Source organism: Citrobacter sp. KTE30 (assembly GCF_000398825.1).
Classification (GTDB): Bacteria; Pseudomonadota; Gammaproteobacteria; order Enterobacterales; family Enterobacteriaceae; genus Citrobacter; species Citrobacter freundii.
Window position 1 is genome coordinate 1,492,564 of the sequence record NZ_KB976055.1, and the last position, 24,276, is coordinate 1,516,839.

At 49.8% G+C, this 24,276-nt stretch carries 28 protein-coding genes, 1 tRNA gene and 1 riboswitch; of the genes, 12 read left to right on the top strand and 17 right to left on the bottom strand.

Annotated features, from left to right (window positions below):
• Nucleotides 1-87 precede the first annotated feature (87 nt).
• Nucleotides 88-750 (bottom strand): curli synthesis inhibitor, encoded by a 663-nt coding sequence (locus WC1_RS15940; RefSeq protein WP_016149882.1) that lies wholly within the window; start codon nt 748-750, stop codon nt 88-90.
• Between the two features lie 172 nt (nt 751-922).
• Here WC1_RS15940 and WC1_RS15935 point away from each other — a divergent pair, with 172 nt between their 5' ends.
• Nucleotides 923-1,336, top strand: a complete 414-nt coding sequence (locus tag WC1_RS15935) for a CoA-binding protein (RefSeq protein ID WP_003035903.1) — start codon at nt 923-925, stop codon at nt 1,334-1,336.
• Between the two features lie 61 nt (nt 1,337-1,397).
• Here the strand turns inward: WC1_RS15935 and hspQ are convergent, their stop codons facing one another.
• Both hspQ and rlmI read right to left on the bottom strand, forming a co-directional pair.
• On the bottom strand, nt 1,398-1,715 hold the full coding sequence (gene hspQ / locus WC1_RS15930) for a heat shock protein HspQ (RefSeq protein WP_003035905.1): 318 nt from the start codon (nt 1,713-1,715) through the stop codon (nt 1,398-1,400).
• Between the two features lie 57 nt (nt 1,716-1,772).
• The gene (gene rlmI / locus WC1_RS15925) at nt 1,773-2,963 is read right to left on the bottom strand and encodes a 23S rRNA (cytosine(1962)-C(5))-methyltransferase RlmI (protein ID WP_032947932.1); all 1,191 of its coding nucleotides are present in this window, start codon (nt 2,961-2,963) and stop codon (nt 1,773-1,775) included.
• A gap of 94 nt (nt 2,964-3,057) precedes the next feature.
• Between rlmI and yccX the strand changes: the two genes are divergently transcribed.
• A complete protein-coding gene (gene yccX / locus WC1_RS15920) occupies nt 3,058-3,339 on the top strand; it encodes an acylphosphatase (RefSeq protein WP_003035911.1) in 282 nt (93 codons plus the stop codon).
• On the opposite strand, the gene tusE is transcribed toward yccX, so the two are convergent.
• Both tusE and yccA read right to left on the bottom strand, forming a co-directional pair.
• A complete protein-coding gene (gene tusE, locus WC1_RS15915; RefSeq protein WP_003035914.1) occupies nt 3,336-3,665 on the bottom strand; it encodes a sulfurtransferase TusE in 330 nt (109 codons plus the stop codon). The two genes, yccX and tusE, sit on opposite strands and share 4 nt — an antisense overlap.
• 88 nt (nt 3,666-3,753) lie before the next feature.
• On the bottom strand, nt 3,754-4,413 hold the full coding sequence (gene yccA / locus WC1_RS15910) for an FtsH protease modulator YccA (protein ID WP_003035917.1): 660 nt from the start codon (nt 4,411-4,413) through the stop codon (nt 3,754-3,756).
• Nucleotides 4,414-4,683: 270 nt separating this feature from the next.
• Between yccA and WC1_RS15905 the strand changes: the two genes are divergently transcribed.
• Together WC1_RS15905 and WC1_RS15900 are read left to right on the top strand one after the other, a co-directional pair.
• Nucleotides 4,684-6,312: an ABC transporter substrate-binding protein gene (locus WC1_RS15905; RefSeq protein ID WP_016149884.1), complete on the top strand. Its 1,629-nt coding sequence runs from the start codon at nt 4,684-4,686 to the stop codon at nt 6,310-6,312.
• Nucleotides 6,313-6,454: 142 nt separating this feature from the next.
• A tRNA-Ser gene (locus WC1_RS15900) sits at nt 6,455-6,542 on the top strand.
• Between the two features lie 154 nt (nt 6,543-6,696).
• Here WC1_RS15900 and WC1_RS15895 read toward each other — a convergent pair.
• The 8 genes from WC1_RS15895 to WC1_RS15860 all read right to left on the bottom strand — a co-directional run bounded on the left by WC1_RS15895 (nt 6,697) and on the right by WC1_RS15860 (nt 13,890).
• Nucleotides 6,697-7,500, bottom strand: a complete 804-nt coding sequence (locus WC1_RS15895) for a cytochrome c1 (protein ID WP_016149885.1) — start codon at nt 7,498-7,500, stop codon at nt 6,697-6,699.
• 2 nt (nt 7,501-7,502) lie between these two features.
• Nucleotides 7,503-8,663, bottom strand: coding sequence for a cytochrome b (locus WC1_RS15890; RefSeq protein WP_016149886.1), 1,161 nt, complete (start codon nt 8,661-8,663; stop codon nt 7,503-7,505).
• A gap of 1 nt (nt 8,664) precedes the next feature.
• Entirely contained in the window at nt 8,665-9,216 is a 552-nt protein-coding gene (petA, locus tag WC1_RS15885) for a ubiquinol-cytochrome c reductase iron-sulfur subunit (RefSeq protein ID WP_016149887.1), read from the bottom strand.
• Between the two features lie 27 nt (nt 9,217-9,243).
• Nucleotides 9,244-9,684: a pseudoazurin gene (locus tag WC1_RS15880; protein WP_016149888.1), complete on the bottom strand. Its 441-nt coding sequence runs from the start codon at nt 9,682-9,684 to the stop codon at nt 9,244-9,246.
• Nucleotides 9,685-9,694: 10 nt separating this feature from the next.
• Entirely contained in the window at nt 9,695-10,510 is an 816-nt protein-coding gene (locus WC1_RS15875; RefSeq protein WP_016149889.1) for an ABC transporter ATP-binding protein, read from the bottom strand.
• Nucleotides 10,507-11,574: a FecCD family ABC transporter permease gene (locus WC1_RS15870; protein ID WP_016149890.1), complete on the bottom strand. Its 1,068-nt coding sequence runs from the start codon at nt 11,572-11,574 to the stop codon at nt 10,507-10,509. The genes WC1_RS15875 and WC1_RS15870 overlap by 4 nt, the downstream gene beginning before the upstream one ends.
• 66 nt (nt 11,575-11,640) lie before the next feature.
• The gene (locus WC1_RS15865) at nt 11,641-12,693 is read right to left on the bottom strand and encodes an ABC transporter substrate-binding protein (RefSeq protein WP_016149891.1); all 1,053 of its coding nucleotides are present in this window, start codon (nt 12,691-12,693) and stop codon (nt 11,641-11,643) included.
• Between the two features lie 220 nt (nt 12,694-12,913).
• Nucleotides 12,914-13,138: riboswitch (cobalamin riboswitch) on the bottom strand.
• Between the two features lie 242 nt (nt 13,139-13,380).
• Nucleotides 13,381-13,890: a GNAT family N-acetyltransferase gene (locus WC1_RS15860; protein WP_016149892.1), complete on the bottom strand. Its 510-nt coding sequence runs from the start codon at nt 13,888-13,890 to the stop codon at nt 13,381-13,383.
• A gap of 317 nt (nt 13,891-14,207) precedes the next feature.
• Here WC1_RS15860 and deoD point away from each other — a divergent pair, with 317 nt between their 5' ends.
• The 3 genes from deoD (at nt 14,208) to WC1_RS15845 (ending at nt 17,037) form a co-directional block, all read left to right on the top strand.
• A complete protein-coding gene (gene deoD / locus WC1_RS15855) occupies nt 14,208-14,915 on the top strand; it encodes a purine-nucleoside phosphorylase (RefSeq protein ID WP_016149893.1) in 708 nt (235 codons plus the stop codon).
• 38 nt (nt 14,916-14,953) lie between these two features.
• Entirely contained in the window at nt 14,954-16,117 is a 1,164-nt protein-coding gene (tsgA, locus tag WC1_RS15850; protein ID WP_016149894.1) for an MFS transporter TsgA, read from the top strand.
• Between the two features lie 86 nt (nt 16,118-16,203).
• A complete protein-coding gene (locus tag WC1_RS15845; protein WP_003846871.1) occupies nt 16,204-17,037 on the top strand; it encodes a nucleoside-specific channel-forming Tsx family protein in 834 nt (277 codons plus the stop codon).
• A 44-nt stretch (nt 17,038-17,081) separates the two neighbouring features.
• On the opposite strand, the gene WC1_RS15840 is transcribed toward WC1_RS15845, so the two are convergent.
• The 4 genes from WC1_RS15840 to dsbA all read right to left on the bottom strand — a co-directional run bounded on the left by WC1_RS15840 (nt 17,082) and on the right by dsbA (nt 19,920).
• A complete protein-coding gene (locus WC1_RS15840) occupies nt 17,082-17,768 on the bottom strand; it encodes a Crp/Fnr family transcriptional regulator (RefSeq protein WP_003846869.1) in 687 nt (228 codons plus the stop codon).
• Between the two features lie 121 nt (nt 17,769-17,889).
• On the bottom strand, nt 17,890-18,183 hold the full coding sequence (gene cbpM, locus WC1_RS15835) for a chaperone modulator CbpM (protein WP_003836827.1): 294 nt from the start codon (nt 18,181-18,183) through the stop codon (nt 17,890-17,892).
• Nucleotides 18,183-19,103, bottom strand: coding sequence for a curved DNA-binding protein (cbpA, locus tag WC1_RS15830; protein ID WP_003035957.1), 921 nt, complete (start codon nt 19,101-19,103; stop codon nt 18,183-18,185). Before cbpA ends, cbpM begins: the two co-directional genes overlap by 1 nt.
• 193 nt (nt 19,104-19,296) lie before the next feature.
• Nucleotides 19,297-19,920 (bottom strand): thiol:disulfide interchange protein DsbA, encoded by a 624-nt coding sequence (gene dsbA, locus WC1_RS15825; RefSeq protein WP_003035960.1) that lies wholly within the window; start codon nt 19,918-19,920, stop codon nt 19,297-19,299.
• A 396-nt stretch (nt 19,921-20,316) separates the two neighbouring features.
• Between dsbA and WC1_RS15820 the strand changes: the two genes are divergently transcribed.
• From WC1_RS15820 to WC1_RS15800, 5 genes are all read left to right on the top strand, one after another.
• Nucleotides 20,317-20,721 carry a VOC family protein gene (locus WC1_RS15820; RefSeq protein ID WP_003035964.1) on the top strand — a complete coding sequence of 135 codons (405 nt, stop codon included), beginning with the start codon at nt 20,317-20,319 and terminating at the stop codon, nt 20,719-20,721.
• A 70-nt stretch (nt 20,722-20,791) separates the two neighbouring features.
• A complete protein-coding gene (locus WC1_RS15815; RefSeq protein ID WP_003836824.1) occupies nt 20,792-21,154 on the top strand; it encodes a hypothetical protein in 363 nt (120 codons plus the stop codon).
• A gap of 48 nt (nt 21,155-21,202) precedes the next feature.
• Nucleotides 21,203-23,083 carry a protein-disulfide reductase DsbD family protein gene (locus WC1_RS15810; protein WP_016149895.1) on the top strand — a complete coding sequence of 627 codons (1,881 nt, stop codon included), beginning with the start codon at nt 21,203-21,205 and terminating at the stop codon, nt 23,081-23,083.
• Complete coding sequence (locus WC1_RS15805) at nt 23,080-23,703, top strand: DsbA family protein (protein ID WP_003035975.1); 624 nt, start codon at nt 23,080-23,082, stop codon at nt 23,701-23,703. Before WC1_RS15810 ends, WC1_RS15805 begins: the two co-directional genes overlap by 4 nt.
• Nucleotides 23,693-24,199 carry a protein disulfide oxidoreductase gene (locus WC1_RS15800; RefSeq protein WP_003035978.1) on the top strand — a complete coding sequence of 169 codons (507 nt, stop codon included), beginning with the start codon at nt 23,693-23,695 and terminating at the stop codon, nt 24,197-24,199. The genes WC1_RS15805 and WC1_RS15800 overlap by 11 nt, the downstream gene beginning before the upstream one ends.
• The last annotated feature ends 77 nt before the right edge of the window (nt 24,200-24,276 follow it).

Genomic DNA, 24,276 nt, shown 5'->3' on the forward strand with positions numbered 1-24,276 from the left:
GCTCCCAAGTTAACCTTGTTACAGAGTACTGGAAGCACTTGACGCTGCAAGAGAAAGACAAAAAAAATGCGTATACGAACATAAATGTCACGATGGGGGCTGTTTCTCAGCCCATTGTAAGAAGTTACTTCGCGTTTGTGCGTCAGCCTGTTGAAACCAATATTTTAAGCGCTGCTCGGTCAGCGTTTGCGACTGAGGCGGCACGCGATCTAGTTCAGATACCCCGGAAAGCAGCGAACTGTCATCGGCCATCATCGTGGCAAATTGCGGTAAAGACGCATGCTTAGCCGCTTTGTTATAGCGCTCTGTTTCCATTTCATAATCTACGATTTTTGCGGTGGACGTGATTGACAGAATATCCAGCTTAACCGGTATAGGCATGGAATCCCCATCCAGCAGTTCTACGCGTGGGGCATCATCAAAATGCGTTGCATCCCGCTCGTTGCTCAGACGTGGCAGGTGAAAATTAACCTGACTGACGAGTTGGGTATCAAAGCTGATGACCAGCGGGGGCGAAATATACAGACGTTCTTCGTGGCTGGACAGGCGAATAGTTTTTTCTACGCGAAACACGAGCTGGTGCCGACCATTTTCCAGCTCAATACTGTCGGCACCACGCAGTAATGAGCTGGAGACTTTTTTTCCGTCCAGCACCAGAAGGTCAATATCATTAGACAGACGTAGAGAGGTAGCAAAAACGGTTACCGGCAAACACAGGGCAATTAAGGCTGTCACAATGCCGGCTTTCATAGGTTTCTCCTGTCCAGAAAAAATCTGTATAAGATGTATCTAAATTTTTCGATAATCATGTTTACTAACATATAGACATATTTTTGAGTTTAGCTCTCATGCGCCAGTATGGGATGAATGGTCGCAAAGTCAGGTTTGTCGTACACTTTGCTAAACAGCCTGGAGGAAAACGATGAAAGAGACCGATATTGCTGGCATTTTGACAACGACCCGCACGATTGCACTGGTGGGAGCAAGCGATAAACCCGATCGCCCAAGCTATCGGGTTATGAAATATTTACTCGATCAGGGCTATCACGTTATTCCTGTTTCACCGAAAGTTGCCGGAAAAACACTGCTGGGGCAGCAGGGCTATGCGACGCTGGCAGATGTACCAGAGAAAGTGGATATGGTAGATGTCTTCCGTAATTCCGAAGCGGCGTGGGGTGTTGCTCAGGAGGCAATTGCCATCGGCGCGAAGACCCTATGGATGCAGCTCGGCGTGATTAACGAGCAGGCAGCCGTACTGGCTCGTGATGCAGGGTTGACGGTGGTGATGGATCGTTGCCCGGCGATTGAGATCCCGCGGCTGGGACTGGCGAAGTAAGGTTGATCTGTAGCCGAACAAAACGCACAGACCCGATTAGCTAATCGGGTCTGTGTTTGCATCAATTGCGCAGGCGCGGGGCCTGAAGCTGTTTTCGAATTGTTCGCGCCAGTTCATCCATCGACGGTTGCTCCGGATGTTCTTCCTGTAGCTCACTACTCAGTTGTGCTTCGGCCAGATACGTATGTACTGGCAGACCATTATCGTCTTCCATCACCACGTGATACCAGGGAGCGGCGCGAAGTTCGTCGTTAACCGCCAACTCATCGGCTGACGGTTGATCAAGCGAATATTCCGGGTCGATATCCACGACCACTCCGAGGTAACCTAACAGGGAATGGCGGACCTGCTGGCCGATACCGAATTTGCTGGCAATCATAGTCACCTCCCGGGAAATAGATACCCTCTATGTAAGGGTAATATTCCACTTTTCAAGTTACATGATGCGACAGGCAAACCCTTTCAGATACAGCCCTTCCGGGTAGGTAGCGATCACCGGGTGATCGGCGGCCTGACGGAACTGCTCTATAAATTGTACATCACGACCAGCATCTATTGCGGCATCAGCGATGATTTTCTGAAATAAATCGGTGGTCATAAGCCCAGAGCAGGAGAAAGTCAGCAGTACGCCGCCCGGATTGAGCAACTGAATAGCCAGCATATTGATGTCCTTATAGCCGCGGCAGGCGCCCATCAACTGGCTTTTGTTTTCGACAAATTTCGGCGGATCCATCACGATGACGTCGAATTTCTCACCACGATCGCGATAAGCTCGCAGAAGTTTGAACACATCATCACGCACGAACTCAGCTTTGCTCAGATCCAGCTTGTTCAGTTCCACGTTCTGGCGGGCAATATCGAGCGCTTCCTGAGAGGTGTCAACGCTGACGACCTGACGGCATCCACCCATTAATGCTGAAACCGCAAATCCACCGGTATAAGAGAAACAGTTCAGCACACGCTGATTTTCCACATAACGACGCGTGGCCAGGCGGCTATCGCGTTGATCGAGGTAGTAGCCGGTTTTGTGACCATGCTGAATATCAACCAGCAGCTTCATGCCGTGCTCTTCAATTGGCAGCAGTGCTGGCGGAAGCTCGCCCGTTACTGGCCCTTGAGTCAGCTCCATACCTTCTTTTTTTCGCACCGCTACGTCGCTACGGTCATAAATGGCGCAGTCCGGGAAAACAATTTGCAGAGCGCTAATCAGCGCGGCGCGTTGGTATTCAGCCCCCGCACTGAGCAACTGCAACACCAGGAAGTTGCCGAAGCGGTCAATGGTGACACCCGGCAGACCATCGGATTCTCCGGCGATCAGACGGTAGCTGTCCAGACCGTCTTTTTTCGCCAGCCAGTCACGCCATGTCTGCGCCTGCTGCAGACGACGGGTGAAGAAATCAATATCGATGGACTCAGACTTGTCAAATGTCCAGACGCGTGCACGGATCTGCGACGCGGGCGAGAAGGCACCGCGTGCCAGCCATTTACCCTGATGGTCAACAATATCGATGGTTTCACCGAGGTTGGCTTTACCTTCCATACGTGCGACAGCACCGGAAAATACCCACGGATGGCGGCGCAGTAATGATTTTTCGCGCCCTTTGGCTAACACTAAACGTACACTCATAATTTACTATTCTGTCAATTCAAAGAAATGGGCGCCATTGTCCTGAGTTTTACGCATATTTGCAACGCGCGCTGTGATGATAAGGAGAACCGCAATGTCGAAAGTCTGCATAATCGCCTGGGTCTATGGCCGGGTTCAGGGAGTAGGATTTCGCTACACCACCCAGCATGAAGCACAACGGCTGGGATTGACCGGATACGCGAAGAATATGGATGACGGCAGCGTAGAGGTTGTCGCCTGCGGTGAAAGTGACCGGGTGGAACAACTGATGAAGTGGTTGAAAGCCGGGGGGCCGCGAAGCGCCAGGGTAGACAGAGTTCTCAGCGAACCCCATCGTCCTGGCGACGAGCTAAAGGGATTTAGTATCCGTTATTAAATACATTTCACCGGTTTCGGCAGGCCGGCAATTTTAGTCGCCTGCTTGGCCGGACCTTTCGGGAACAGGCGGTAGAGATAACGGCTGTTGCCTTTCTCTTCGCCAAACTTGTTGGCCATCGCTTTTACCAGCATGCGGATAGCGGGGGAGGTATTAAATTCCAGATAAAAATCGCGGACAAAACGCACCACTTCCCAATGTTCTGCGGAGAGCGTAATGCCTTCGTTTTCGGCGATTTTCTCCGCCAGCGGCTCGCTCCACAGCGTGGTATCTTTCAGATAGCCTTCGCTATCGGTACTGATTTCTTTACCTTCAAAGATCAACATAATTCGTCACTACGTTAGTCAAACTGGCGGCAGTTTACCAAAAAAGAAAGCCCCGCATAAGCGGGGCTGGATAGTGCGAGTTGACAACTTAGTCGCGGCTGGCGAAGCCCAGAATGCTCAGCAGGCTGACGAAGATGTTGTACAGCGAAACATACAGGCTGACCGTTGCACGGATGTAGTTGGTTTCACCGCCACGGATGATATTGCTGGTTTCAAACAGGATAGCGCCTGAAGAAATCAGAATAAACACCGCGCTGATGGCCAGATGCAGAGCTGGCAGTTGCAGGAAGATATTCGCAACCATACCAATCAGCACCACCACGATACCTGCCATCAGCATACCGCCGAGGAAGGACATGTCTTTACGGGTGGTCAGCACATAGGCAGAACAGCTGAAGAAGACCAGAGCAGTGCCGCCCAGCGCCATACCGATAACATCACCCATGCCCGCAGACAGGTAGGTGTTCAGAATCGGTCCCAGAATGTAGCCCAGGAAGCCGGTGAATGCGAAAGCAGACAGAATTCCGACCGGCTTATCCGCAGTTTTATATGTCAGGAACATCAGACCATACATACCCACCAGCGTCAGGATTAGACCCGGGGATGGCAGCATCAGCACGGTGCTTGCCGTTGCGGTGATGGCAGAAAACGCCAGCGTCAGGCTGAGCAAAAAATAGGTATTGCGCAGCACTTTATGCGTGCTGAGTAGCGATGTACGGTCGCGCGAAGAACTAATAATACGATCCATGAGTCACTCTCTTATGACAGATGTAATTAATGACGGAGGATAATGAAATCACGGGTAATGACACAGCGGTTTTACCCATCTTTACGCATTTTAACCCGCCAGACTTAAGCATTTTATTTCAGCAAAAGTGCCTAAATTAGATGTTACCACTTATTGTTTGAAAATGTCAGATCGACATCTTATAGGTTACTGAAAAATATTGCGTTATTCCTGAATCTCTCTGACAGTGACAGCGGTGTCTACATAAAACAGAACAATAAGGTGCAGGGAATGACTCAACACAAATCGAAGGTATTTACGTTTACGCTGTTGGCCGCCTGTATGATATCAATAAACGGCGCGGCATGGGCAGCTCATGTTCCCGCAGGAACAGCATTGGCTGAAAAGCAGGAACTGGTGAGAAATAACGGCAGTGAGCCGGCATCGCTGGATCCGCATAAAGTAGAAAGCAACGTTGAGTTTAATTTAATCAGCGATATGTTCGACGGTCTGGTTGCTGTTAATCAGGATGGGTCTATCGAGCCCCGCCTTGCGGCATCCTGGGAGAATAAAGACAATACTATCTGGACCTTTCATTTACGTCCGGGCATTACCTGGTCTGATGGCTCTGCGATTACCGCACCGGATGTTGTCTGGAGCTGGCAGCGTCTGGTCTCGCCGCAAACGGCTTCACCTTATGCTTCGTATCTGGGCAATATGCATGTTGCGAACGCGGTTGATATTGCCCAAGGGAATAAAGATCCCGCTACACTAGGGGTAAAAGCCCTGGATGATACCACGCTGCAAATTACCCTGACGCAACCGACGGCGGCGTTTCTGGCGATGCTGGCGCATCCATCGCTGGTGCCGCTGGATAAAGTTCTGATTGGGCGTTTTGGCGACAAGTGGACCCGACCAGAACATTTTGTCAGCAGTGGGCCGTACAAACTATCGCAATGGGTGGTCAATGAGCGCATCGTTGCCGAGCGTAACCCACATTACTGGGACGATCGGCATACGGTTATTAATAAAGTTACTTATTTGCCCATCAGCTCAGAGTCGGCTGACGTAAACCGCTATAAGGCCGGTGAAATCGACATTGTTTATAGCGTACCGGTCAATCAGTTCGCCCAACTGAAAAAAACGATGGGCGATGAACTGCATGTCTCTCCCCAGCTTTCAACGTATTACTATCAGTTCAATACAACCCGCGCGCCGTTTAATGATCCGCGCGTGCGCCGGGCGCTGAATATGGCGCTGGATAAAGACATCATTGCGCAAAAGGTGATGGGGCAGGGGCAGCGAGCAGCGTGGGTTATCAGCCAGCTGGAAATAGGTGGGGTGAAACTGCATGCACCGGAGTATGCGTCATGGCCGCTCGAAAAACGTATTGCTGAAGCCAAAAAACTGCTTGCTGAAGCCGGTTTTGGTCCTGAGCATCCGCTTAGCTTGAATTTGCTCTACAACACCTTCGAAACGCACCAGCGTATTGCGATTGCCGCATCGTCGATGTGGAAGAAAAACCTTGGTGTCGAGGCGAAGCTGCAAAACCAGGAATGGAAAACCATGCTTGACACTATGCACACCGGTAATTTTGACGTCGTGCGCTATGCGTGGATAGCCGATTATGATGATGCTTCAAGTTTCCTCAATATTTTCCGTACCGGTGATAGCGAGAATACTACCAAGTACAGCAACCCCGCCTTTGATGAAGCGATGCGTAATGCGGCGAAAGCAAATTCACTGGAAGAACGAGGCAAATACTATCAGCAGGCTGAAGATCTTTTAGGTGATGATGTCCCTGCGATTCCGGTTTACCACTATGTCCGCACGCATCTGGTGAAGCCGTGGGTGGGGGGATTTGCGCCGGATAACCGGGGAAATTACTTCACCAAAGATATGTACATCAAAAAACATTAAGCGTTGTAGCCGGTATTTGTGCTGATTAAATGGTCAATCTGTTGTTATTTCAGTCGATTAACAACATTTTGGCTGTTTTTCAGGCAAACGAACACATTGGTGCTTTACAGGTCCGTTCGGGATGTTTATAGTGCGCCTCATTGGAAGCGTGGCCGAGCGGTTGAAGGCACCGGTCTTGAAAACCGGCGACCCGAAAGGGTTCTAGAGTTCGAATCTCTACGCTTCCGCCAAACATAAACCCCAAGCTATCAAATAGCTTGGGGTTTTTTCGTTTTGCTCGGTTTATATTTTGTCTTCCTTTACTCGTCTTAGTCGCGCAAGAGCAACAGTGCTGCTGACCGGTTGAATGCTGGTGAACTGAGTAATCACCCCGCCTCGCAAAAGCTACATGAGCGAACGTCTCTTCATTCGTCGTAATATCCATAGCAGCCCCAGCATAATAGCCAGATAGCCCATAACGTAATTCCCTTGCTGTTTTCGTTCAGAGAGCGCCGGATCGGCTGCCCATGCCAGAAAGGCGGTAACATCCCTGGCGTATTGCTCCTCAGTTTCAGCTTTCTGTGACGCCGGACTCCATTGGATCTCTCCGCTATTCAGCGGTTTCGGCATGTTAATCACGCCGCCCGGAAAATAGCGGTTAGCCTTCAGTTCGGGATCGTCAGGCAGATAGCCGGTGAGTAACGCGTAGACGTAATCAGCTCCCTGGTCCGTGTAGGGCAGAAAAGCATCTAACAGGAATTGCGGAAATCCACGATCGTATGAGCGGGCGCGGACGATATAGCTCAGGTCAACAGGTTCTGCGCCATTATTAAGGTATCGAGCTTCCCGCTCGTTTAAATATGGCGATATAAAGCTATCATTTAGCGTCCCGTCCCGCTCACCCATCTGGCCGTCATCCTGAATCTCAGGAAACTGATAGCCGTTAGCGATACTTCTTGCTTCTTCTTCTGTGAGTTCCGGGCCGCCGGATCTGGTCAAGGTTCGAAAGGTAAGGTGCTTCATGCCGTGACAAGCGCGACACTTCTCTTCATAAACCTGCAGACCACGCCGAAGCTGCTCTTTATCATACTGGCCATTGATGCCGCTGAAACTCCATTCCTGTCGTTCAGGCGTGGCTTCTTGCGCATAGGTGGAGCCCAGTCCCAATAGAGAAAAACACAGAACACTGAATTTCAATAGTCGTTTCATTATCAGTCCTGTTTTTCCAGAAAACGACGGCAAGGTAATACGATTAAAAACCAGGCAAACCAAATCAGCGTCGAAAGCTGGGACGCGGCACGTATCCAACCTTCTTCGTTACGAAAACCGTCAAGAAGGTCGGGGCCAACCAGCGCTTTCGATCCTAACCAGCCTAAAAAGCAGGCATTGATGACCCACAGCCAGAATCCGCATTTGACCAGCTTGCTGTAATGGCGAAAACGAGCCCGGGAGGTATCAAGCCAGGGAAGAAAATAGAAAATCAGTATCGAACCGCACATCGCGGCTAGTCCTACGAATTCATTCGGGAAGCAGCGCAAGATGGAGAAGAAGGGAAGGAAATACCATTCTGGCGCAACAATTGCCGGTGTAATCGTTGGGTCTGCAGGAATAAAGTTATCGGCGCTGCTCAGATAGTGCGGAGCAAAGAATAAAAACCAGGCGAAGAGCATCAAAAAAAGGGTGATTTTTATGGCATCGAGATCGGTAATTTTGTAATCGAACAACAGGCTCCTGGACTCTTTCTCGCTGAACTTCTTTTTCATCGCTTGGGCAAACGCTGACTGTACGGTTCGTATATGAAAAACCGTTGCCACGACAATCATAAAAGGAAGAATAAAGTGGATAACAAAAAAGCGGCCAAGCATCGGTGTTCCCGGCGTATGGCTACCGACTAAATATGCGTATAACGTATCACCCACTAGCGGAATGGCCTGGGCAAAGCGAGTAATGACCGTTGCCGCCCAGTAGCTTTTTTGCCCCCAGATAAGACTATAACCAAGAAATGCGGTTATCATCAGGAGGATATACAGCGTGACGCTAATCAACCACATTGTTGTCCAGGGCTTGCGGTACACGTTGTAGTACATACCGCGAAAAATATGCAGATAACAGGCAAAGAAAAAGAGCGATGCGCCAATAGCATGCATATTGCGTATCAGTTCTCCGTGGCGAACCGCACGCATAATATGAATAATGGAGTCAAATGCCAGCCCGGCTGTCGGCACGTAAAACATCGCCAGTACGATACCTGTCAGGATCTGCACGCCGAGCATAACCAGCAGGATTGCGCCGATAGCGAACAGCCAGAGTCCGGCAATCGAACGAGGAAAAGGAATTCGCCAGCGAAGCGAATAGACGCGCTCACTCATCATGTCAGGCTTCCTTAGTGCCGATACGCACGATCTGACCATCAGAATGAAAGGCGTAATCCGGGATTGCCAGGTTGGCCGTTGCGGGGCCGCGCGTCACGCGCCCGGAGGTATCAAATTCCGAGCCGTGGCACGGACAAATCCAGCCCAGCCCTCCCGGCTGGGCGTTGGGGACACATCCGGCATGTGGACAGTACCCTTGAACCACCAGCCATTGGGGATGAACCGCAGAGACCCTCTCGCTGTCAGACTGTGGGTCAATAAGCGTATGCCAGTTGGTATTTCTGGCGGCGACAATCTCTTCCTGCGTGCGGTGGTGAATAAGAATCAGCTTTCCCTGCCATATGCGCCTGATGGTTTGTCCAGCAGCAACACCCGCAAGAGAAACATCAATCGGTTCATTTTCCCCTAGCGTTTTCTCATCCGGGCTTAAGGCCGAAACCAGCGGCCACACGGCAGCCGCGACGCCCGCCGCGCCGACGAATTTCGTCAGTTTACACAGGCATTCCCGACGCTGTTCCAGGATTTCGCCATCTGCAAGTTTTTTATCTGCCACCTTGTATTTCTCCCAGAGTAATGCGGATTATTGTTTGTCGATACGCGCGTAAATTTCCTGAAAGCGCTTATCAGCAATACCTGGCGCTTTGAATGCCCGATAGCTGTTCGGTAACGTGGTATCGCCAACCTTAATCATCATCACCATGCCCTGAGCGTAATGCGGTGAACATTTGATGCCGTAAAATCCGGGATTGTCATAAGTCACCTCGATCTCTTCATCTATTTTTCCCATGAAACCGGGATAGTCAGCTGGAGACAATTCAGCAATTGAAGCCGCGTTGTGGCTCTTATGCTTACGGATAAACTTCACCGTATCACCGGGTTGGATCTCCAGATAATCCGGCTCGTAGACCATCGGCCCCGCAGACCCACGATTCTTCATCAACACTTCGTGAGTTTGCGCGAAGGCTGAAGAGGCGAGGGCGAGTAAACACAAAACTTTCAGACTCTGTTTGAGGTATTTCATCGATTCTTCCTTAAAATTCATCAGGTCTTTGATAACGAATAAAACAGTTTTCACTACCCGCTTCATGTTCGACAACGGCGTCGATACCAAACCAGGCATGGAGATTTTCGCGGGTAAAAACGGTGCAAGGTTTACCCTGCATCGCCATTTGTCCGGAGGTCATTACGATTATGCGATCGCAGAACATTGCGGCATGATTAAGGTCGTGCAGAGCAGCAATCACCGTGAGCTTTTCACGTTTAACCAGACTCAGCAGGCCAATCTGATGTTGAATGTCGAGATGGTTGGTGGGTTCGTCCATCAGCAACAATTGCGGCTGCTGCGCCAGCGCCCGTGCAATATGCAGGCGCTGTTTTTCTCCCCCGGAAAAGGTATGCCAGCAGCGGTGCTGTAATTCACTGAGATCGACCTTCTCCAGCATCGTTTGTACGATATCGTCATCTTTGGCAGACCAGGGGGTGAGCAGGCTAAGCCAGGGGGTCCGTCCCAGAGAAACGGCTTGTAAAGCGGTAAGCCGCTCGCTGGTTTCAGCCTGTTGTTCGACCAGCGCCACATGTTGCGCAAGATGACGCCGCGAATAGTGCTGGAGCCCTTTTTGCCGCAGAGTGATGTGCCCGGAAGTCGGCTTCAGCAAACCGGCCAGCAGTGAAATCAGTGACGTTTTGCCCGAGCCGTTGGGACCGATGATACCGACAAACTCGCCGGGAGTTACGCGGAGAGAAATATCATCAACAATCGTCTTACCCTTTACCTTCCAACGCAGATTGCAGGCTTCAATAACGGCTTGCGCAGAGGTAACAAGTGGCTGTACGAGGTTTACCGTCATTTGTTCTGGTTTCCTCTTATCAGAATGATTGAAAACGCAGGCGCGCCGACCAAAGCCGTGATTACCCCAATGGGCAGTACCTGGCCGGGTAGTAACGTGCGGGAAATAACATCGGCGACAATGAGGAAAATGGCGCCGGTAAGCGCACTAACCGGCAGCAGTCGATGATGCTGGTTGCCGACCAGCAAACGAGCGGCATGAGGGATCACCAGACCGACAAAGCCGATCGCACCAACAATGGAGACCATAATCGCTGTCATACCGGTGACAGCAGCAATTAGTACTGCGCGAGTACGTTTGACTGGAATGCCCAACGATGCCGCGGATTCAGCGCCAAAGGAGAACGCATCAAGGTGGCGGACATAACAGAAGCACAGCGCAATACCGACCAGAGCGGTAGGAATAGCTAAGACAACATCGGGCCAGCGTACACCGCTCAAATTGCCTAACAACCAGAACATAATTCCGCGTGCTTGCTCGGCGTTTGCTGAGCGGGTGATGATAAGCGACGTAATCGCATTGAACAGTTGCGAACTGGCGATCCCGGCAAGAATGATTTGGGTTGTAATCCCGCCGCCTTGTTTACCGCCAGCGGCCATCGCCAATAGCGCAACGAACAGAAATGCCGTCAGCGCACCAATGAACGCCCCTAAAGACATACTGATGATGCCAGCCCCCAGTCCCGTGAGCGCAATCAGCACCGCACCGGTAGATGCTCCGGCAGAAATCCCCAGTAGATAAGGTTCGGCGAGCGCATTGCGTAGCAACGACTGCAACACTACGCCGGAAACAGCCAGACAGGCGCCGCAGCTGGCTGAGACCAGTGCTCGGGTCAGGCGGTAGTTCCAGACGATCCCGGCATCCAGTGCATCGACAGGATAGTGGGTATCGAAAAGATGATTTGCCAACGTGCTGAGTACGTGCCGCCAGGGGATAAACGTTTCGCCGATGGAAATCCCCGCCAGCAGTACGCAACACATCAGCGCACTGACCCAAACGGCATGACCACCGACTCTCACCGCAAGCTGACCAACAGCGCGACGCATCCTGCGAGAATCACTCATGATTATCTGCGTTCCTGAGTAACGGAGATGCGCTATACCGTGCCGTGATATAGCGCAAAATGTAGATTAATGAGCAGCCTGCGGATGCGCTAAGCCATATTCAACCAGAGCGTCAGCCAGTTTTTCCACCCCATCAATAGTTCTGATCCCGGCATTCATTGTCTGTACGTCAATGGCCGGCAGATGGTTTTCTTTGACGGCAGGAATCAGTTTGGTGACAGGATCGGACTGGAGGTATTCCATCTTGATCTTCCAGTCATCTGCCGGGAAGCGTCGGCGGCTCATCTCACCGAGCACAATGACGGAAGGATTTGCTTTAGCGATGGTTTCCCAGCCCACCGTTGGCCACTCTTCAGCAGAATCAATGACATTTTTCACACCCAGCGTTTGGGCTATCCATGCTGCTGGGCCAAACTTCCCGGCAACGTAAGGATCGAGCTGTAAATCGGCGCTTGAGAACCAGAACACGGCAGAAACATTCTTATCCATGCCGGTAATTTTATTTTTTGCTGCTGATTCACGCGCTTTAAGGCTGGCAATCAGCGCTTCGCCTTTATCCTGAACATCAAAAATTTTTGCCAGATCGGCGACTTCCTGATACACCATAGCAATATCAAACATGCCCTTACGAACACCATCACCCCCATCTTCGTTATCCTTAGCACAGTCAGCTGGTGCAGTGTAAACGGGCACCTTCAGTTCACTAAACTGTTCGTATGAGGCAACTGTGCCAGCAGGGCCGATTTGCCACTCAAATTGGCTGGCAACCAGATCTGGTTTTTTAGCCACAATTCCTTCAAAGCTGGGAATATTTTGCGCAATAACGGCAACTTTTTCATTTGCTGCTTTGTAAGCATCCAGTACTGGGCCAAACCACAACGAAGTACCCACGACACGATCGGCCAGTTCCAATGAATAGAGAATCTCGGTACTGTTCTGACCCACCGTTGCCACACGCGTTGGTGCCTGATTAAAGGTAATATCGCGGCCACAGTTTTTAATCGTCAGAGGATATTCGGTTTTTGCCGCGTTAGAAAAACCGGAAGTCAACAGTACAGTGGTTCCAACAATAGCCAGAAGCGTTTTTTTAGAAGAGAAAAATGTAGAATTAGCGTGCATTATCATCGTCCCGTTGATGCCAGAATCTTAAAGTCTGGTCATGGCTCATTTCATTCCATATATCGGGAGGAGACATGAAGATAGATGACATTGAATCGTGAATTTTAAGAATGAAGATATGCAACAAATGCAAATAAGCCTTACTTAGCCAAAATCTTATTCATAAATACACTACTGCTTGCGTCAAATAATTCATCCCATGGACCATCCCGTCCACTTAATGGTATACATCGTTGACAGCAGGTCTCCTGACTCACGGTAATCAGAATATCGGCCTTCCCATAAAGACGAGCTTTACAGTGACCTGTGGCTTATTAACCACACAAGGATATTCTGCATCCGCCTACAGTTGCGGGGGCAGTTATGGAATTGAATTGAATAATTCTCACCATATTCCTATTCATATACAAAAATGTAATGAAATGCTGTCAAAAGCGACTCTAACGGCAATTGTTAACGAGGTCAACCGTATGAATAAACAGGGAAAACCTCATACCTCTGGTAAAATTGTTATGTTTTACAGTTGGTTATGCTTAAATCCTTTATCTCGGATGTATACATGAAAATAACAATAAAAAGCTAAATGAGAATTGATTGATATTGATCAAGCTATAAACGCGGTTTTATTTTTTCAATTTAATCATATTGATCGTTATCAATAACGCAGTTAATTAGCGTTGGGTTAATTTAATAATGTGATCTCTGCATATGTACCAATTGCCATTCATCCTGCATATCCATAACGACGCTAAAATCTTTACGCAACCAAAAATGATACCCTCCAGGCAAGAAATGATGAGTATGAAGATATAAGGTTTTATATTTTTGCTGCTGGCAGAACATTTGAGCTAAAGCAAACAACCGGCTTCCGATTCCCTGTCTGCGGTAGCGCGCATCCACGTAGCAACGACAAATTTCTGCCGTTTCAGGCAAATTATAGTGCCCACGTAGCTCAGTGATACGATCATCATATTGACATACCGCAAGTGTAGCGATGAGCTCTTGTTTTTCACTCCATGCGCAAAGTAATAGATTTCTTTCTTGCAAAATATACTGCTGCTTGAGATCGAAGATATCTTCTTCAGCAGCAGGCATGACTCTCCCGGCATTGAAGAACAAATTAAGATGCTTAATAAGGAACGACTGAACAGCAGGTATATCGGCGTGAGTCATCTCACTAAACCTTAATCGGGTCATGGCAGGCATCCAAGCTTAGAGTGGAATACGATAATAACAATAAGACCACTTTCAAAACAATATTGACGCTGCTATGGCTACTCGCGCCAACGCGGTAGTCACCAGCGATTTGGGGGCTAATCTGTTCTTTTATTGTTCTGGGTCTTGCTTTTCCTAACTGTTGCCGAGGCATAGTTTTCCTCTGCATCCTAAGCCTGCAACTCTAACTCTCAGAAATGAGAGGCCGATCCTTTGAGCAGGACTTTTGTCCTCAATCCTCTGCAAACGTCTGGTTACAATCCCTGCATATCTCCAATACCCATAATTCAGGAATTGTTATGACTGCACATATTAATGCTAAAGCGGGTGATTTTGCGCCAACTGTGATTATGCCGGGCGATCCGCTGCGCGCAAAATTTATTGCCGACAATTATCTCATGGATTACCGTGAAGTTACCAACGTGCGTAATATGCTGGGCTATACCGGTCTTTATTTTGGTCAACCTGTTTCGGTGATGGGACACGGTATGGGTATTCCGTCTATGACGCTATACGCCCATGAGCTGGTACATGATTTTAATGTGAAGAGAATTATTCGCGTCGGTAGTCTGGGGGCAACACAACCGCATGTCAAAATGCGCGACATTATTCTGGCTCTCGCTGCCGGTACTGACTCTGTCACAAATTTAAAACGTAGCGCGGGCTACACGATGGCGACGTCCGCTCACTTCCCATTACTACAACAGGCGTGGATGCTGGCACAGAAGGCCGGAATCGACATTAAGGTCGGTAATGTTTTCAGTGGCGATCTTTATTACGATCCTGACGAAAACCTCATTCCTGCACTGGAAAAGTTTGGTGTACTGGGTGTGGATATGGAGGTGGCCGGCTTATACGCCTTAGCACACCAATTTAATATTGAAGCACTGGCTATTTTAACGGTGTCCGATCATTGCCTGACAGGCGAAGAAACCACGGCAGAGGAACGACAATTAACTTTTAAAAATATGATTGAGCTGGCGCTAAATACAGCTGTTACGGCTTAGCATTGGCTTTTAATTGAACCAATCAGGGATGTCATTATATGAAGAATAAAATAGCACTTACACTGATTAGTTTTCTGGCAAATTTTATTATGGCGGGGTTTGCCAGTCAGTTTGGAATGCTGATTGAACCGATTGCGGTACGTTACAGTGCTGATGTGAATACCGTTGCCTCGATATTTTCGCTGCTTAACGGTGGGGCATTAGCGGGGACCATCGCCGCCTTTTTCCTGATAGAAAAAATTGGCGTCAAGCGAATGACGTTTATTATCTATTCGATAGTGTTCCTTTGTTCGCTGGCAATGCACTTAAGCCCCGGCTTATGGCCAGTGATGGTTGCCATGACTTTGGTGGGCTTTTGCGGTGGGATTGGCCTGTGTGTGGCAGGAACGATTGTCGTTTCGGTATGGCAGGATCGCATTCAAAGTACAATGTTGGTGGTACAAGACGCCACCTTTAACGTCGCAGGCGTGGTTTTCCCGCTGATCACCACCTACGCCCTGACGCACAATATGTCATGGAGTTACAGCTATCTAAGTGTTGGCATGGTGGCCTTACTTACGTTAGGTGTGGTGGCGCTCACTCGTTTTACTGCCTGTGAAACTGCGTCTGCGGAGGATCGGACAGACGCGGTGAAGTCTGAGTGGAACCCAGGGATTATTAGCGGAGGTATTGGTCTGTTCTTAGGTATGCTGGCGCTGTATACCTTCCTGACCTGGGCACCATTATTTGTGAAGAACAAATTTGGCATTCCTTTTGAAGAAGCCGGTAATATTATTACGCAATACTGGGGAGCGGCGTTGGTTGGGGCGCTAGTATCAACTGTCATTGTTTCTCGAGTGAGGATACATTATTTCCTGTTGAGTATTATTTTGCTCGCTTGCGTTATTACGACCATTATTGTAACGAAAGAAAACATCTCGGGGCTTGATTATCTGGCTTATAGTTACGGATTCGTCTGTGCGGCGCTGTATAACTCCTTTATTGCCTACGGAGTTTCATTTGTGAAGCGCGCAAGTAGTCAGAATGTTTCATATATTTTAATTAGCGGTAGCGCCGGGGCTATGTTTAGTCCAGCGATCAGTGCGCTAATGGAAAAAACAATGGGCTTGCAGAAAATTATGTACGCAATACCAGTATTATATTTAATAATCTTTATCATGTTGATGGGTACATTAAAACTTAAACGTAACAAAGCACAGTAATAACACTTACCTCTCTAATTAGATAGTCAGTCGCCACACCATTTATTTGGTGGGGCGACACTCAACCTTGCTCAAAGGAATTGAAAATGATGAAGAATAAATCAATGATTAAAAAAACAGTTCTGGGCGCAATCGTTGCAATGAGCTGTACGCAAGCGCTTGCTGCTGATTATACCGATGGCAACGTCCGTAAAAATGATTTTAACTGGATGCAGATGAACTTAATGCAAAGTGTGGATGCGAAAGTGCCTTATGGTATTCGTAATGACACTTATCTGGAACTGGAGTTTGGGGCGCGTTCCGGAGTTATCGATCTGTATGGTTATGTCGATTTCTTTGATATTTTTGACCGCAAGCAGGATGACCGCCATGGTGGCGATAACTTTTTCGCCAAGATATCCCCACGTTTTTCCCTGGATGCTATTTTAAATAAAGATTTATCCGTTGGGCCATTTAACGAATTCTATATCGCAACGGTAAATAACATTGGCGACCGGGAATTATTTGAACATTATGTCGGTCTGGGCACAGATGTTAAGGTTCCGTGGTTTGGTCTGGTGGGAATGAACATCTATGCGCATTATGTGCGTGAAAACTACGGTGCGGATAACGAAGGCAAGTGGGATGGCTACATGTTCTCGACCAACTGGTCGACGCCGTTCTATACCTTTGCCAACGGCAGCTACCTGAACTATCAGGGTTACTTTGACTATCAGTTCGCCGCTAACAAGATTGCTAATCAACCGTTATACAGCAATAACGCGATTGAATGGTATAACGGTATCTACTGGCATTCAGAGCATTATGCGGTGGGTTATGGCCTGAAGTATTTCCGCAATATGGCATTGATGGAAAATCACGGCGGAGCAGGGCGCACCACCGGACTCGGTCACTACTTCAACCTTACCTATAAATTCTGATTGCGCTGAACTGACACACCAACCTTCTCTACGGAGATGGTGTGTCAGTCAATGATGTCATTGCCGAGGAATTTACGCAGCCCATCCAGATCCTTAATTTCCAGTCCTTGCTTCGTGCGGGTTACCAGTCCGGCATCCGTCAGGGCTTTAACCGCCCGCCGATAGACCCGATCGGTGGTGCCGAACCGTTCTGCTTCCTGGTATTTTTTATGGAAACCATCCATCGGCTGTTTGTTCTGATGTTGGCGATACAGATCATACGCCACGTTATGAACGATAGGGTAGAGCATCCGGTGCAGGAAGATTTCCAGCATATCCTGATAATCAATCGCCATCGCACTGGCAAAAAATATCGCCAGTCTCGGGTGCTGGTTTAGCGCTTCTTCCAGACGATCACAGCTGCACACCGCCACGGTCAACGGCTCTTCGGCCACGATATCAAGCTGGCAGCGATACCCGGTAAAAAACTCCATTTCACCAAATAGTTGCTCATCACATTCCATTGCGCCCAACTGAAAACGGCGACCATTTTCCGCACTGTAACGCAGGGAAATTCTGCCTGATTGCACCATGATAAGTCGATCGACTACCTGTCCCTGGCGATAGAGATACTCATCTTCGTGGATCATCTGCGTTTCAGAGAGCAGTTCCTGGAATATCTTCTCAATTAAGGCATCATCTTGCTGCCAGATATTGTGAAAACGACCTTTTGTGAGGGGCTTAAGCTGCATGGCTCAACGTCTTATTGTTTGAGATAATTCTTATCTCTGACTGTATGCTATCTACTGCTTAATGTCATTAAGAGCGCGGGGCGGACAATAAAAGGGCCAGCACCATGCTGGCCCTGACACACTAAGGATGGCTGATAAAACGAGACAATCGCTGGCGCAGCAGGCGATTTTCCTGACGTAACTGAGCGTTCTCTTCCAGCAACGTCAATGCAACGGCAATCCCTGGCCAGTCAAGTTCCAGCTCCTGACGCAGGCGCATCGCGCGACGCATTACGGTCAGCGCATGATCGTCAAACGTCTCGTCTTCATGGGGTTCTATCACCCCTAAGCCGACAACCTCATGCAGTTCTTCTTCTGACACACCGGTGTACAGACAAAATTCGGTAATGGTAAAAGTGACGGTAACGTTAGCCATTATGCTTTCCCCCACTCTTTGCGCGGATCAAAGGTCTTTTGTGCATCTGCCAGTTGTTGCCACAGGGCGGCACTGGTGTCGTCAGGTTTCGGTGGCATGACGATCTTGATCACCGCATACAAATCTCCGGTATGTTTTTTACTTACCAGACCCTTGCCTTTAATGCGTAGCCGCTGACCGGCCTGGCTGCCTGCAGGTATGGTCAGCAGGATGCTCTCTTTCAGCGTCGGAACGGTTACTTTCGCACCTAGCGCAGCTTCCCACGGTGCCAGAGGAACGACAACTTCCAGATCCTGATTAACGATATCGAACAGCGGATGCGGCGCAATATGAATCACCAGCCACAAATCACCGTTCGGCCCACCGTTTTCGCCGGGCGTGCCCTGACCTTTCAGGCGGATACGCTGACCGTTACCGACGCCAGCCGGAATTTTCACGTTCAGTGTTTTGGGAATTTCACGTTCTACCATGCCGAATGCGTTGTAGACCGGCAGGTTGTAACTGATAGTGCGGCTATGCTCAGTAAGCGTTTCTTCGAGGAAGACGGCAACTTCTATTTCGATGTCGTGCCCGCGGCTGGCAGGGCGCTGGCGCGACTGGTGCGCACGCTGACCAAAAATGGAGGAGAAGATATCGTCGAAATCTTCGGCGCTGTAGCTTTGCCCCTCTCCTTGCTGGAATTGACGGCTGAACTGAGGGTCGTTGCGATGCTGCCACAGTTGGTCGTACTCGGCACGTCGCTGTTCATCACTCAGGACTTCCCAGGCTTCAGCAACCTCTTTAAACCGGGCCTCAGCGTCAGTCTCTTTGCTGACATCAGGATGGTATTTACGGGCGAGTCGACGATAGGCGGTCTTGATTGTCTTGAGATCGTCTGTCGGTTTCACGCCCATAATGGCGTAATAATCCTTTAATTCCATAGCGTTCTCTCGTGTAAATCAACACTTGAAGAAGGTGTACCCCGACAACAGGTAACACCGCTAAGTTTAGGGTAATCCTGATAACGGCGAATGCCAACCGGGAAGAAAGGATATTGGTCTAAATGATGTGATTGCGCACCACCAACAGCGCTTTTGACTGTTGTGTGGTGCGAAAAGTGAGATTAGCGAAACGTCAGGATTTGGTGATCAGATAGCGAACCGTATCCGCGTAGCTCTTCACAAAAGAGTTTAGGTCGTCAGATTTCAGTCCTTTTGGATTGATCATATATTTACCGTTGATAAAAATGGCGGGCACACCGGTTAAATCTACCGCTTTAGCCATTTCTTGTTGTTTTGCGGTCAGGGATTTCACGGCAAAACTGTTCCAGGCGGCATCATAATCACTGGCGCTGACGCCCGCGCTGATAAATACGTTACGAATATCATCCGCTGTTTTAACGGTTTGTTTTTTCTGAACGGCATCAAAAAGCAACGGTTTAACTTTATCTTGTACGTTTAACAGCATGGCGACGGACCAGGCGTGCGTCATGTCTTGCCCCAGCGGACCTAAAAAGTCGACGTGGTATTCGGTGAGTTTGACATCAGCAGGCAGTACTTTTTTCACGTTATCCGTGATTTCAAAAACTTCATCGTACTGATAACAGGAAGGACAGTAAAATGAGAAAAACTTCAGCGCAGCTGGGGCGGAAGCGACGGGTTTTTCCAGGGTGATATACTCTTTACCGTCGGTAAATGATGCTGCCTGAGCGCTAACTGTAAAAAGTAACCCAATCAGGGGTAATAAATATTTTTTCATTTCCATATACTCTAAATAACATTTGATAAACAAATTATCTGCTAATGAATACGTTATTCATTGCGTATGGATATAATAAGGAAATCCCCTGAAAATGCGCTGACCCTTACTTTCATTTACGCATCAGTACGTAGCGGGCATTATTTGTGTGCTGGCATTGAAATATTCTCTGGCATTCTTCGTAAATAGTGAATGATAACTTCCGTGATATTTTCAGGGGTGTTTTTAGCAATGTTATAGTGTAATAAACAAAGACGAAAATATGATTAATTATCATTTCGCCTTTAAAGCGTGAATGGCAAGGTATTTCGCTAAGTTCTGCAAATACCCCTGTAGATTGTCTTTTTCTTGTCGCGCGCGAATGAATAGGGTAAGTGTCAGAGACGAGCAACCCAAATGGATATCACTATGATCGACCACCTGGATCACCTGGTACTAACCACCAATCATGAAGAGGCTTGCGTTCGTTTTTATGTCGAGCTTTTAGGCATGAGGTTGGAAACTTTCGCACAAGGTCGGAAAGCCTTCGTCTTTGGCAATCAGAAAATCAATCTCCATATTCGGGGAAAAGAGTTTGAACCTAAAGCCTACGCGCCAACGCCGGGGGCGCTGGATTTGTGTTTTATCACCACGCGTACACTGGAAGAGGTGACAGAGACGTTTCAAACCCATGGAGTCGAGATTATTGAAGGGCCCGTTGCACGAACCGGTGCGACAGGACCAATTCGCTCGGTTTATGTCAGGGATCCCGATCTCAATCTGATTGAAATCGCGGTATATCCAGCAGATGCCAGGACATAACTTTACAGCGCAAAGGTTGCCAAAAACCGGCGAGTGGTTAAGATAACTCGCATCAATGAGTGAGGGTATAATGGCGAAACGTCAACGGATGGGATGGTGGTTCCTCTGTCTGGCATGTGTTGTGGTGATGGTTTGCACCGCACAACGCATGGCGGGTCTGCACGCGTTGCAGATGGATACCGCCGTTACAAGCGTTGTCGCCAGCGCACAAGTGCAGGCCGATGAGGCCTCACCCGTTACCCCTTGTGAACTGAGCGCGAAGTCATTACTGGCTGCGCCACCCGTACTGTTTGAAGGTGCTATTCTGGTGCTGTGCCTGCTGCTGTCGTTGCTGGCGCCAGTGCGGGCGTTTCGTCTACCTTTTTTCCCACCGCGAGCCATCTCGCCGCCCACTCTCCGGGTGCATCTCCGATTTTGCGTCTTCCGTGAATGACAGAACAGCCGTTGCTGACTGTTAGATAATTATTCACGGAGAAAAACTATGATGACTGTTTTCAGGCAGACACTGCTCTGTCTGTTATTGCTATGGCTGCCCGTATCCTGGGCGGCTGAACCCGGCTGGCTGCGTTCACCCGATAACGATCACGCCAGCGTGCGGTTACGCGCTGATACGTCCGCTGGCGGTGAAACCCGTCTGTTGTTGGATGTCAAACTGGAGGACGGCTGGAAAACCTACTGGCGTTCTCCGGGCGAGGGGGGCGTTGCGCCTGCTATCGCCTGGAAAGAGGAAATGCCTGCGGTCGACTGGTTCTGGCCAACCCCAGCTCGTTTTGAGGTCGCCAATATCACTACCCAGGGGTATCACGATAAGGTGACGTTCCCGATGGTGGTGCGAGGTAGAGCGCCCGCCACGCTCAGCGGCGTTTTGACGCTATCCACCTGTAGCAACGTTTGCCTGTTGACGGATTTTCCTTTTTCCGTAACGCCCACAGCCCAGGACCCGACTTTTGCACATGACTATGCTCAGGCGATGGGACAGATCCCACTTGCCAGCGGCCTGACCGATGCTCTGAGCGCCGGCGCACGGGCGGGAGAGTTAGTCGTCGAGGCTCACCGTGCGGGAGGCTGGACTGCACCAGGGCTGTATCTGGATGCTGTTGATGATGCGGATTTTGGCATGCCGCAAATCCATGTTGAGGGGGAGACATTACGCGCCACGGTACCTGTACATGACGGTTGGGGAGAAGGCGCGCCGGATCTGCGTGGTAAGTCAGTCACCCTGGTGCTGGCAGATAACGGTGTTGCCCAGGAAAGTCGTCTTGCGATTGGCGAAGCCCCGGTTGTTGAGAACGCCTCACTCCCACTGTGGCAAGTGGTGCTAATGGCGCTGCTGGGCGGTTTGATCCTCAATCTGATGCCCTGTGTGTTACCGGTTCTGGGCATGAAGCTGGGCTCGATTTTGCTGGTCGAGGAAAAAAGTCGTCGCCAGGTCCGTCGTCAGTTCCTCGCATCGGTAGCCGGAATACTTGTCTCATTTATGGCTCTGGCTCTATTGATGACGGTGCTGCGTTTAACCAATCAGGCGCTTGGCTGGGGGATCCAGTTTCAGAATCCATGGTTCATTGGCGTGATGGTACTGGTGATGCTGACGTTCAGCGCCAGCCTGTTCGGGTGGTTTGAATTCCGACTCCCTTCTGCGATGACTACCACGCTGGCGACTCACGGCGGCAACGGTCTGTCGGGACATTTCTGGCAAGGTGCATTTGCGACGCTGCTTGCTACGCCGTGCAGTGCCCCGTTCCTTGGAACGGCGGTGGCGGTGGCATTGACCGCTTCGCTGCCGACATTGTGGGGATTGTTTATCGCACTTGGGCTGGGAATGAGCTTACCGTGGCTGCTGGTGGCTCTGCGTCCCGGTCTGGCGCTGCGTTTGCCGCGGCCAGGACGCTGGATGAATATGTTGCGGCGTCTGCTCGGCGTGATGATGCTGGGTTCCGCTATCTGGCTTGCGACGTTGCTGCTCCCGCATTTCGGGTTCGTAGGGCAAAGCACCGGCAAAGAGAGCGTGAACTGGCAACCGCTAAGCGAGCAAGCTATTGAGGATGCGCTGGCGCAACATAAGCGCGTGTTCATTGACGTCACAGCAGACTGGTGCATCACCTGTAAGGTAAACAAGTTCAACGTCTTGCATAAAGATGACGTACAGGCCGCATTGCAACAGCCGGATGTGGTGGCGCTGCGCGGCGACTGGACACTCCCTTCTGAAGTCATTACCGAATTTCTAAAAAAACGCGGCCAGGTTGCTGTGCCGTATAACCAAATTTATGGCCCCGGTCTGCCGGAAGGCCAGGTGTTACCCACGTTGTTAACCCGCGATGCGGTACTGCAAACGTTGAACGATGCCAAAGGAGTTACCCCATGAAGATGATGATTGTTCTGCTGTTAACCCTGTTTTCTGCCGTCAGTATCGCGAAAGAACCTGCGCCGTTTACCCCGGAACAGGAAAAGCAAATTGAAGCATTAATTCAGGAAGCCCTGTTTAACGATCCCAACAGCCCGCGGATTGGCGCAAAGCAGGCAAAACTGACCCTGATAAACTTCACCGATTACAACTGCCCATACTGCAAGCAGTTGGATCCAATGCTGGAAAAAATTGTGCAGAAATATCCTGACGTGGCGGTAGTGATCAAACCGTTGCCGTTTAAAGGTGAAAGCTCGGAACTGGCGGCGCGGACCGTGCTGACGACATGGCATCAGCATCCGCAGCAGTTTCTGGCGCTACATGAAAAACTGATGCAGAAGAAGGGCTACCATACCGATGTCAGTATCAAACAGGCGCAGGAAAAAGCGGGGGCCAGTCCGGTGACGCTGGACGCCCAAAGTGCTGAAACGCTGAGCACTAACCTGCAACTGGCGCGACTGGTGGGTGTACAGGGAACCCCCGCAACGATCATTGGCGATGAACTTATTCCCGGTGCGGTGCCGTGGGAAACGCTTGAGGAAGTGGTAAAAGAAAAACTGGCGGCGGCCAATGCTCAGTAAACTGCGCCGCTGGCTGCGCGAAGGGCTGATCTTACTGGCTCTGTTGGCGGGGGCGATGCTGCTGATGGATGCCTGGCGCGCGCCGCAGCTCCCTGCCTCTTTTGACAGTACGCCTTTACAAACGTTGGATGGTGAAACCGTCACGCTGGCGGCGCTCAGCAAAGACGAGCCAGTGTTGCTTTATTTCTGGGCGAGCTGGTGCGGCGTATGCCGCTTCACAACGCCGGAAGTCGCCAGGCTGCGCTCGGAAGGGGAAAATGTGATGACCATTGCGTTACGCTCCGGAAATGAAGCTGAGGTATCTCGCTGGCTGTTGCGTAAAGGCGTGGAATTTCCGGTCATCAATGATGCGAATGGGGCTATTTCCCACAGTTGGGCGATTAGCGTCACGCCCACGTTGGTGGTGATGTCAGAAGGTCGGGTGGTATCAACCACCAGCGGCTGGACCAGCTACTGGGGCATGAAACTTCGGCTGTGGTGGGCGAAAATATTCTGATATTTGTGCCGGGGGAACCCGGCATTTTTTTACGATAAAAAGGTAAGAAAAACATGTTGTTCTGATATTTGATCCTA

Bases quoted from the DNA above. Each gene is read 5' to 3' on its own strand.
- WC1_RS15860 (WP_016149892.1), bottom strand. From the start codon at position 13,890: ATGACCCGATTAAGGTTTAGTGAGATGACTCACGCCGATATACCTGCT.
- WC1_RS15815 (WP_003836824.1), top strand. From the start codon at position 20,792: ATGGCGAAACGTCAACGGATGGGATGGTGGTTCCTCTGTCTGGCATGT.
- WC1_RS15870 (WP_016149890.1), bottom strand. From the start codon at position 11,574: ATGAGTGATTCTCGCAGGATGCGTCGCGCTGTTGGTCAGCTTGCGGTG.
- tsgA (WP_016149894.1), top strand. From the start codon at position 14,954: ATGAAGAATAAAATAGCACTTACACTGATTAGTTTTCTGGCAAATTTT.
- WC1_RS15865 (WP_016149891.1), bottom strand. From the start codon at position 12,693: ATGCACGCTAATTCTACATTTTTCTCTTCTAAAAAAACGCTTCTGGCT.
- hspQ (WP_003035905.1), bottom strand. From the start codon at position 1,715: ATGATTGCCAGCAAATTCGGTATCGGCCAGCAGGTCCGCCATTCCCTG.
- rlmI (WP_032947932.1), bottom strand. From the start codon at position 2,963: ATGAGTGTACGTTTAGTGTTAGCCAAAGGGCGCGAAAAATCATTACTG.
- cbpA (WP_003035957.1), bottom strand. From the start codon at position 19,103: ATGGAATTAAAGGATTATTACGCCATTATGGGCGTGAAACCGACAGAC.
- WC1_RS15890 (WP_016149886.1), bottom strand. From the start codon at position 8,663: ATGATGAGTGAGCGCGTCTATTCGCTTCGCTGGCGAATTCCTTTTCCT.
- WC1_RS15810 (WP_016149895.1), top strand. From the start codon at position 21,203: ATGATGACTGTTTTCAGGCAGACACTGCTCTGTCTGTTATTGCTATGG.
- WC1_RS15840 (WP_003846869.1), bottom strand. From the start codon at position 17,768: ATGCAGCTTAAGCCCCTCACAAAAGGTCGTTTTCACAATATCTGGCAG.
- WC1_RS15880 (WP_016149888.1), bottom strand. From the start codon at position 9,684: ATGAAATACCTCAAACAGAGTCTGAAAGTTTTGTGTTTACTCGCCCTC.
- WC1_RS15845 (WP_003846871.1), top strand. From the start codon at position 16,204: ATGATGAAGAATAAATCAATGATTAAAAAAACAGTTCTGGGCGCAATC.
- WC1_RS15935 (WP_003035903.1), top strand. From the start codon at position 923: ATGAAAGAGACCGATATTGCTGGCATTTTGACAACGACCCGCACGATT.
- WC1_RS15875 (WP_016149889.1), bottom strand. From the start codon at position 10,510: ATGACGGTAAACCTCGTACAGCCACTTGTTACCTCTGCGCAAGCCGTT.
- WC1_RS15820 (WP_003035964.1), top strand. From the start codon at position 20,317: ATGGATATCACTATGATCGACCACCTGGATCACCTGGTACTAACCACC.
- WC1_RS15800 (WP_003035978.1), top strand. From the start codon at position 23,693: ATGCTCAGTAAACTGCGCCGCTGGCTGCGCGAAGGGCTGATCTTACTG.
- WC1_RS15905 (WP_016149884.1), top strand. From the start codon at position 4,684: ATGACTCAACACAAATCGAAGGTATTTACGTTTACGCTGTTGGCCGCC.
- WC1_RS15805 (WP_003035975.1), top strand. From the start codon at position 23,080: ATGAAGATGATGATTGTTCTGCTGTTAACCCTGTTTTCTGCCGTCAGT.
- WC1_RS15895 (WP_016149885.1), bottom strand. From the start codon at position 7,500: ATGAAACGACTATTGAAATTCAGTGTTCTGTGTTTTTCTCTATTGGGA.
- cbpM (WP_003836827.1), bottom strand. From the start codon at position 18,183: ATGGCTAACGTTACCGTCACTTTTACCATTACCGAATTTTGTCTGTAC.
- WC1_RS15940 (WP_016149882.1), bottom strand. From the start codon at position 750: ATGAAAGCCGGCATTGTGACAGCCTTAATTGCCCTGTGTTTGCCGGTA.
- yccA (WP_003035917.1), bottom strand. From the start codon at position 4,413: ATGGATCGTATTATTAGTTCTTCGCGCGACCGTACATCGCTACTCAGC.
- deoD (WP_016149893.1), top strand. From the start codon at position 14,208: ATGACTGCACATATTAATGCTAAAGCGGGTGATTTTGCGCCAACTGTG.
- yccX (WP_003035911.1), top strand. From the start codon at position 3,058: ATGTCGAAAGTCTGCATAATCGCCTGGGTCTATGGCCGGGTTCAGGGA.
- tusE (WP_003035914.1), bottom strand. From the start codon at position 3,665: ATGTTGATCTTTGAAGGTAAAGAAATCAGTACCGATAGCGAAGGCTAT.
- dsbA (WP_003035960.1), bottom strand. From the start codon at position 19,920: ATGAAAAAATATTTATTACCCCTGATTGGGTTACTTTTTACAGTTAGC.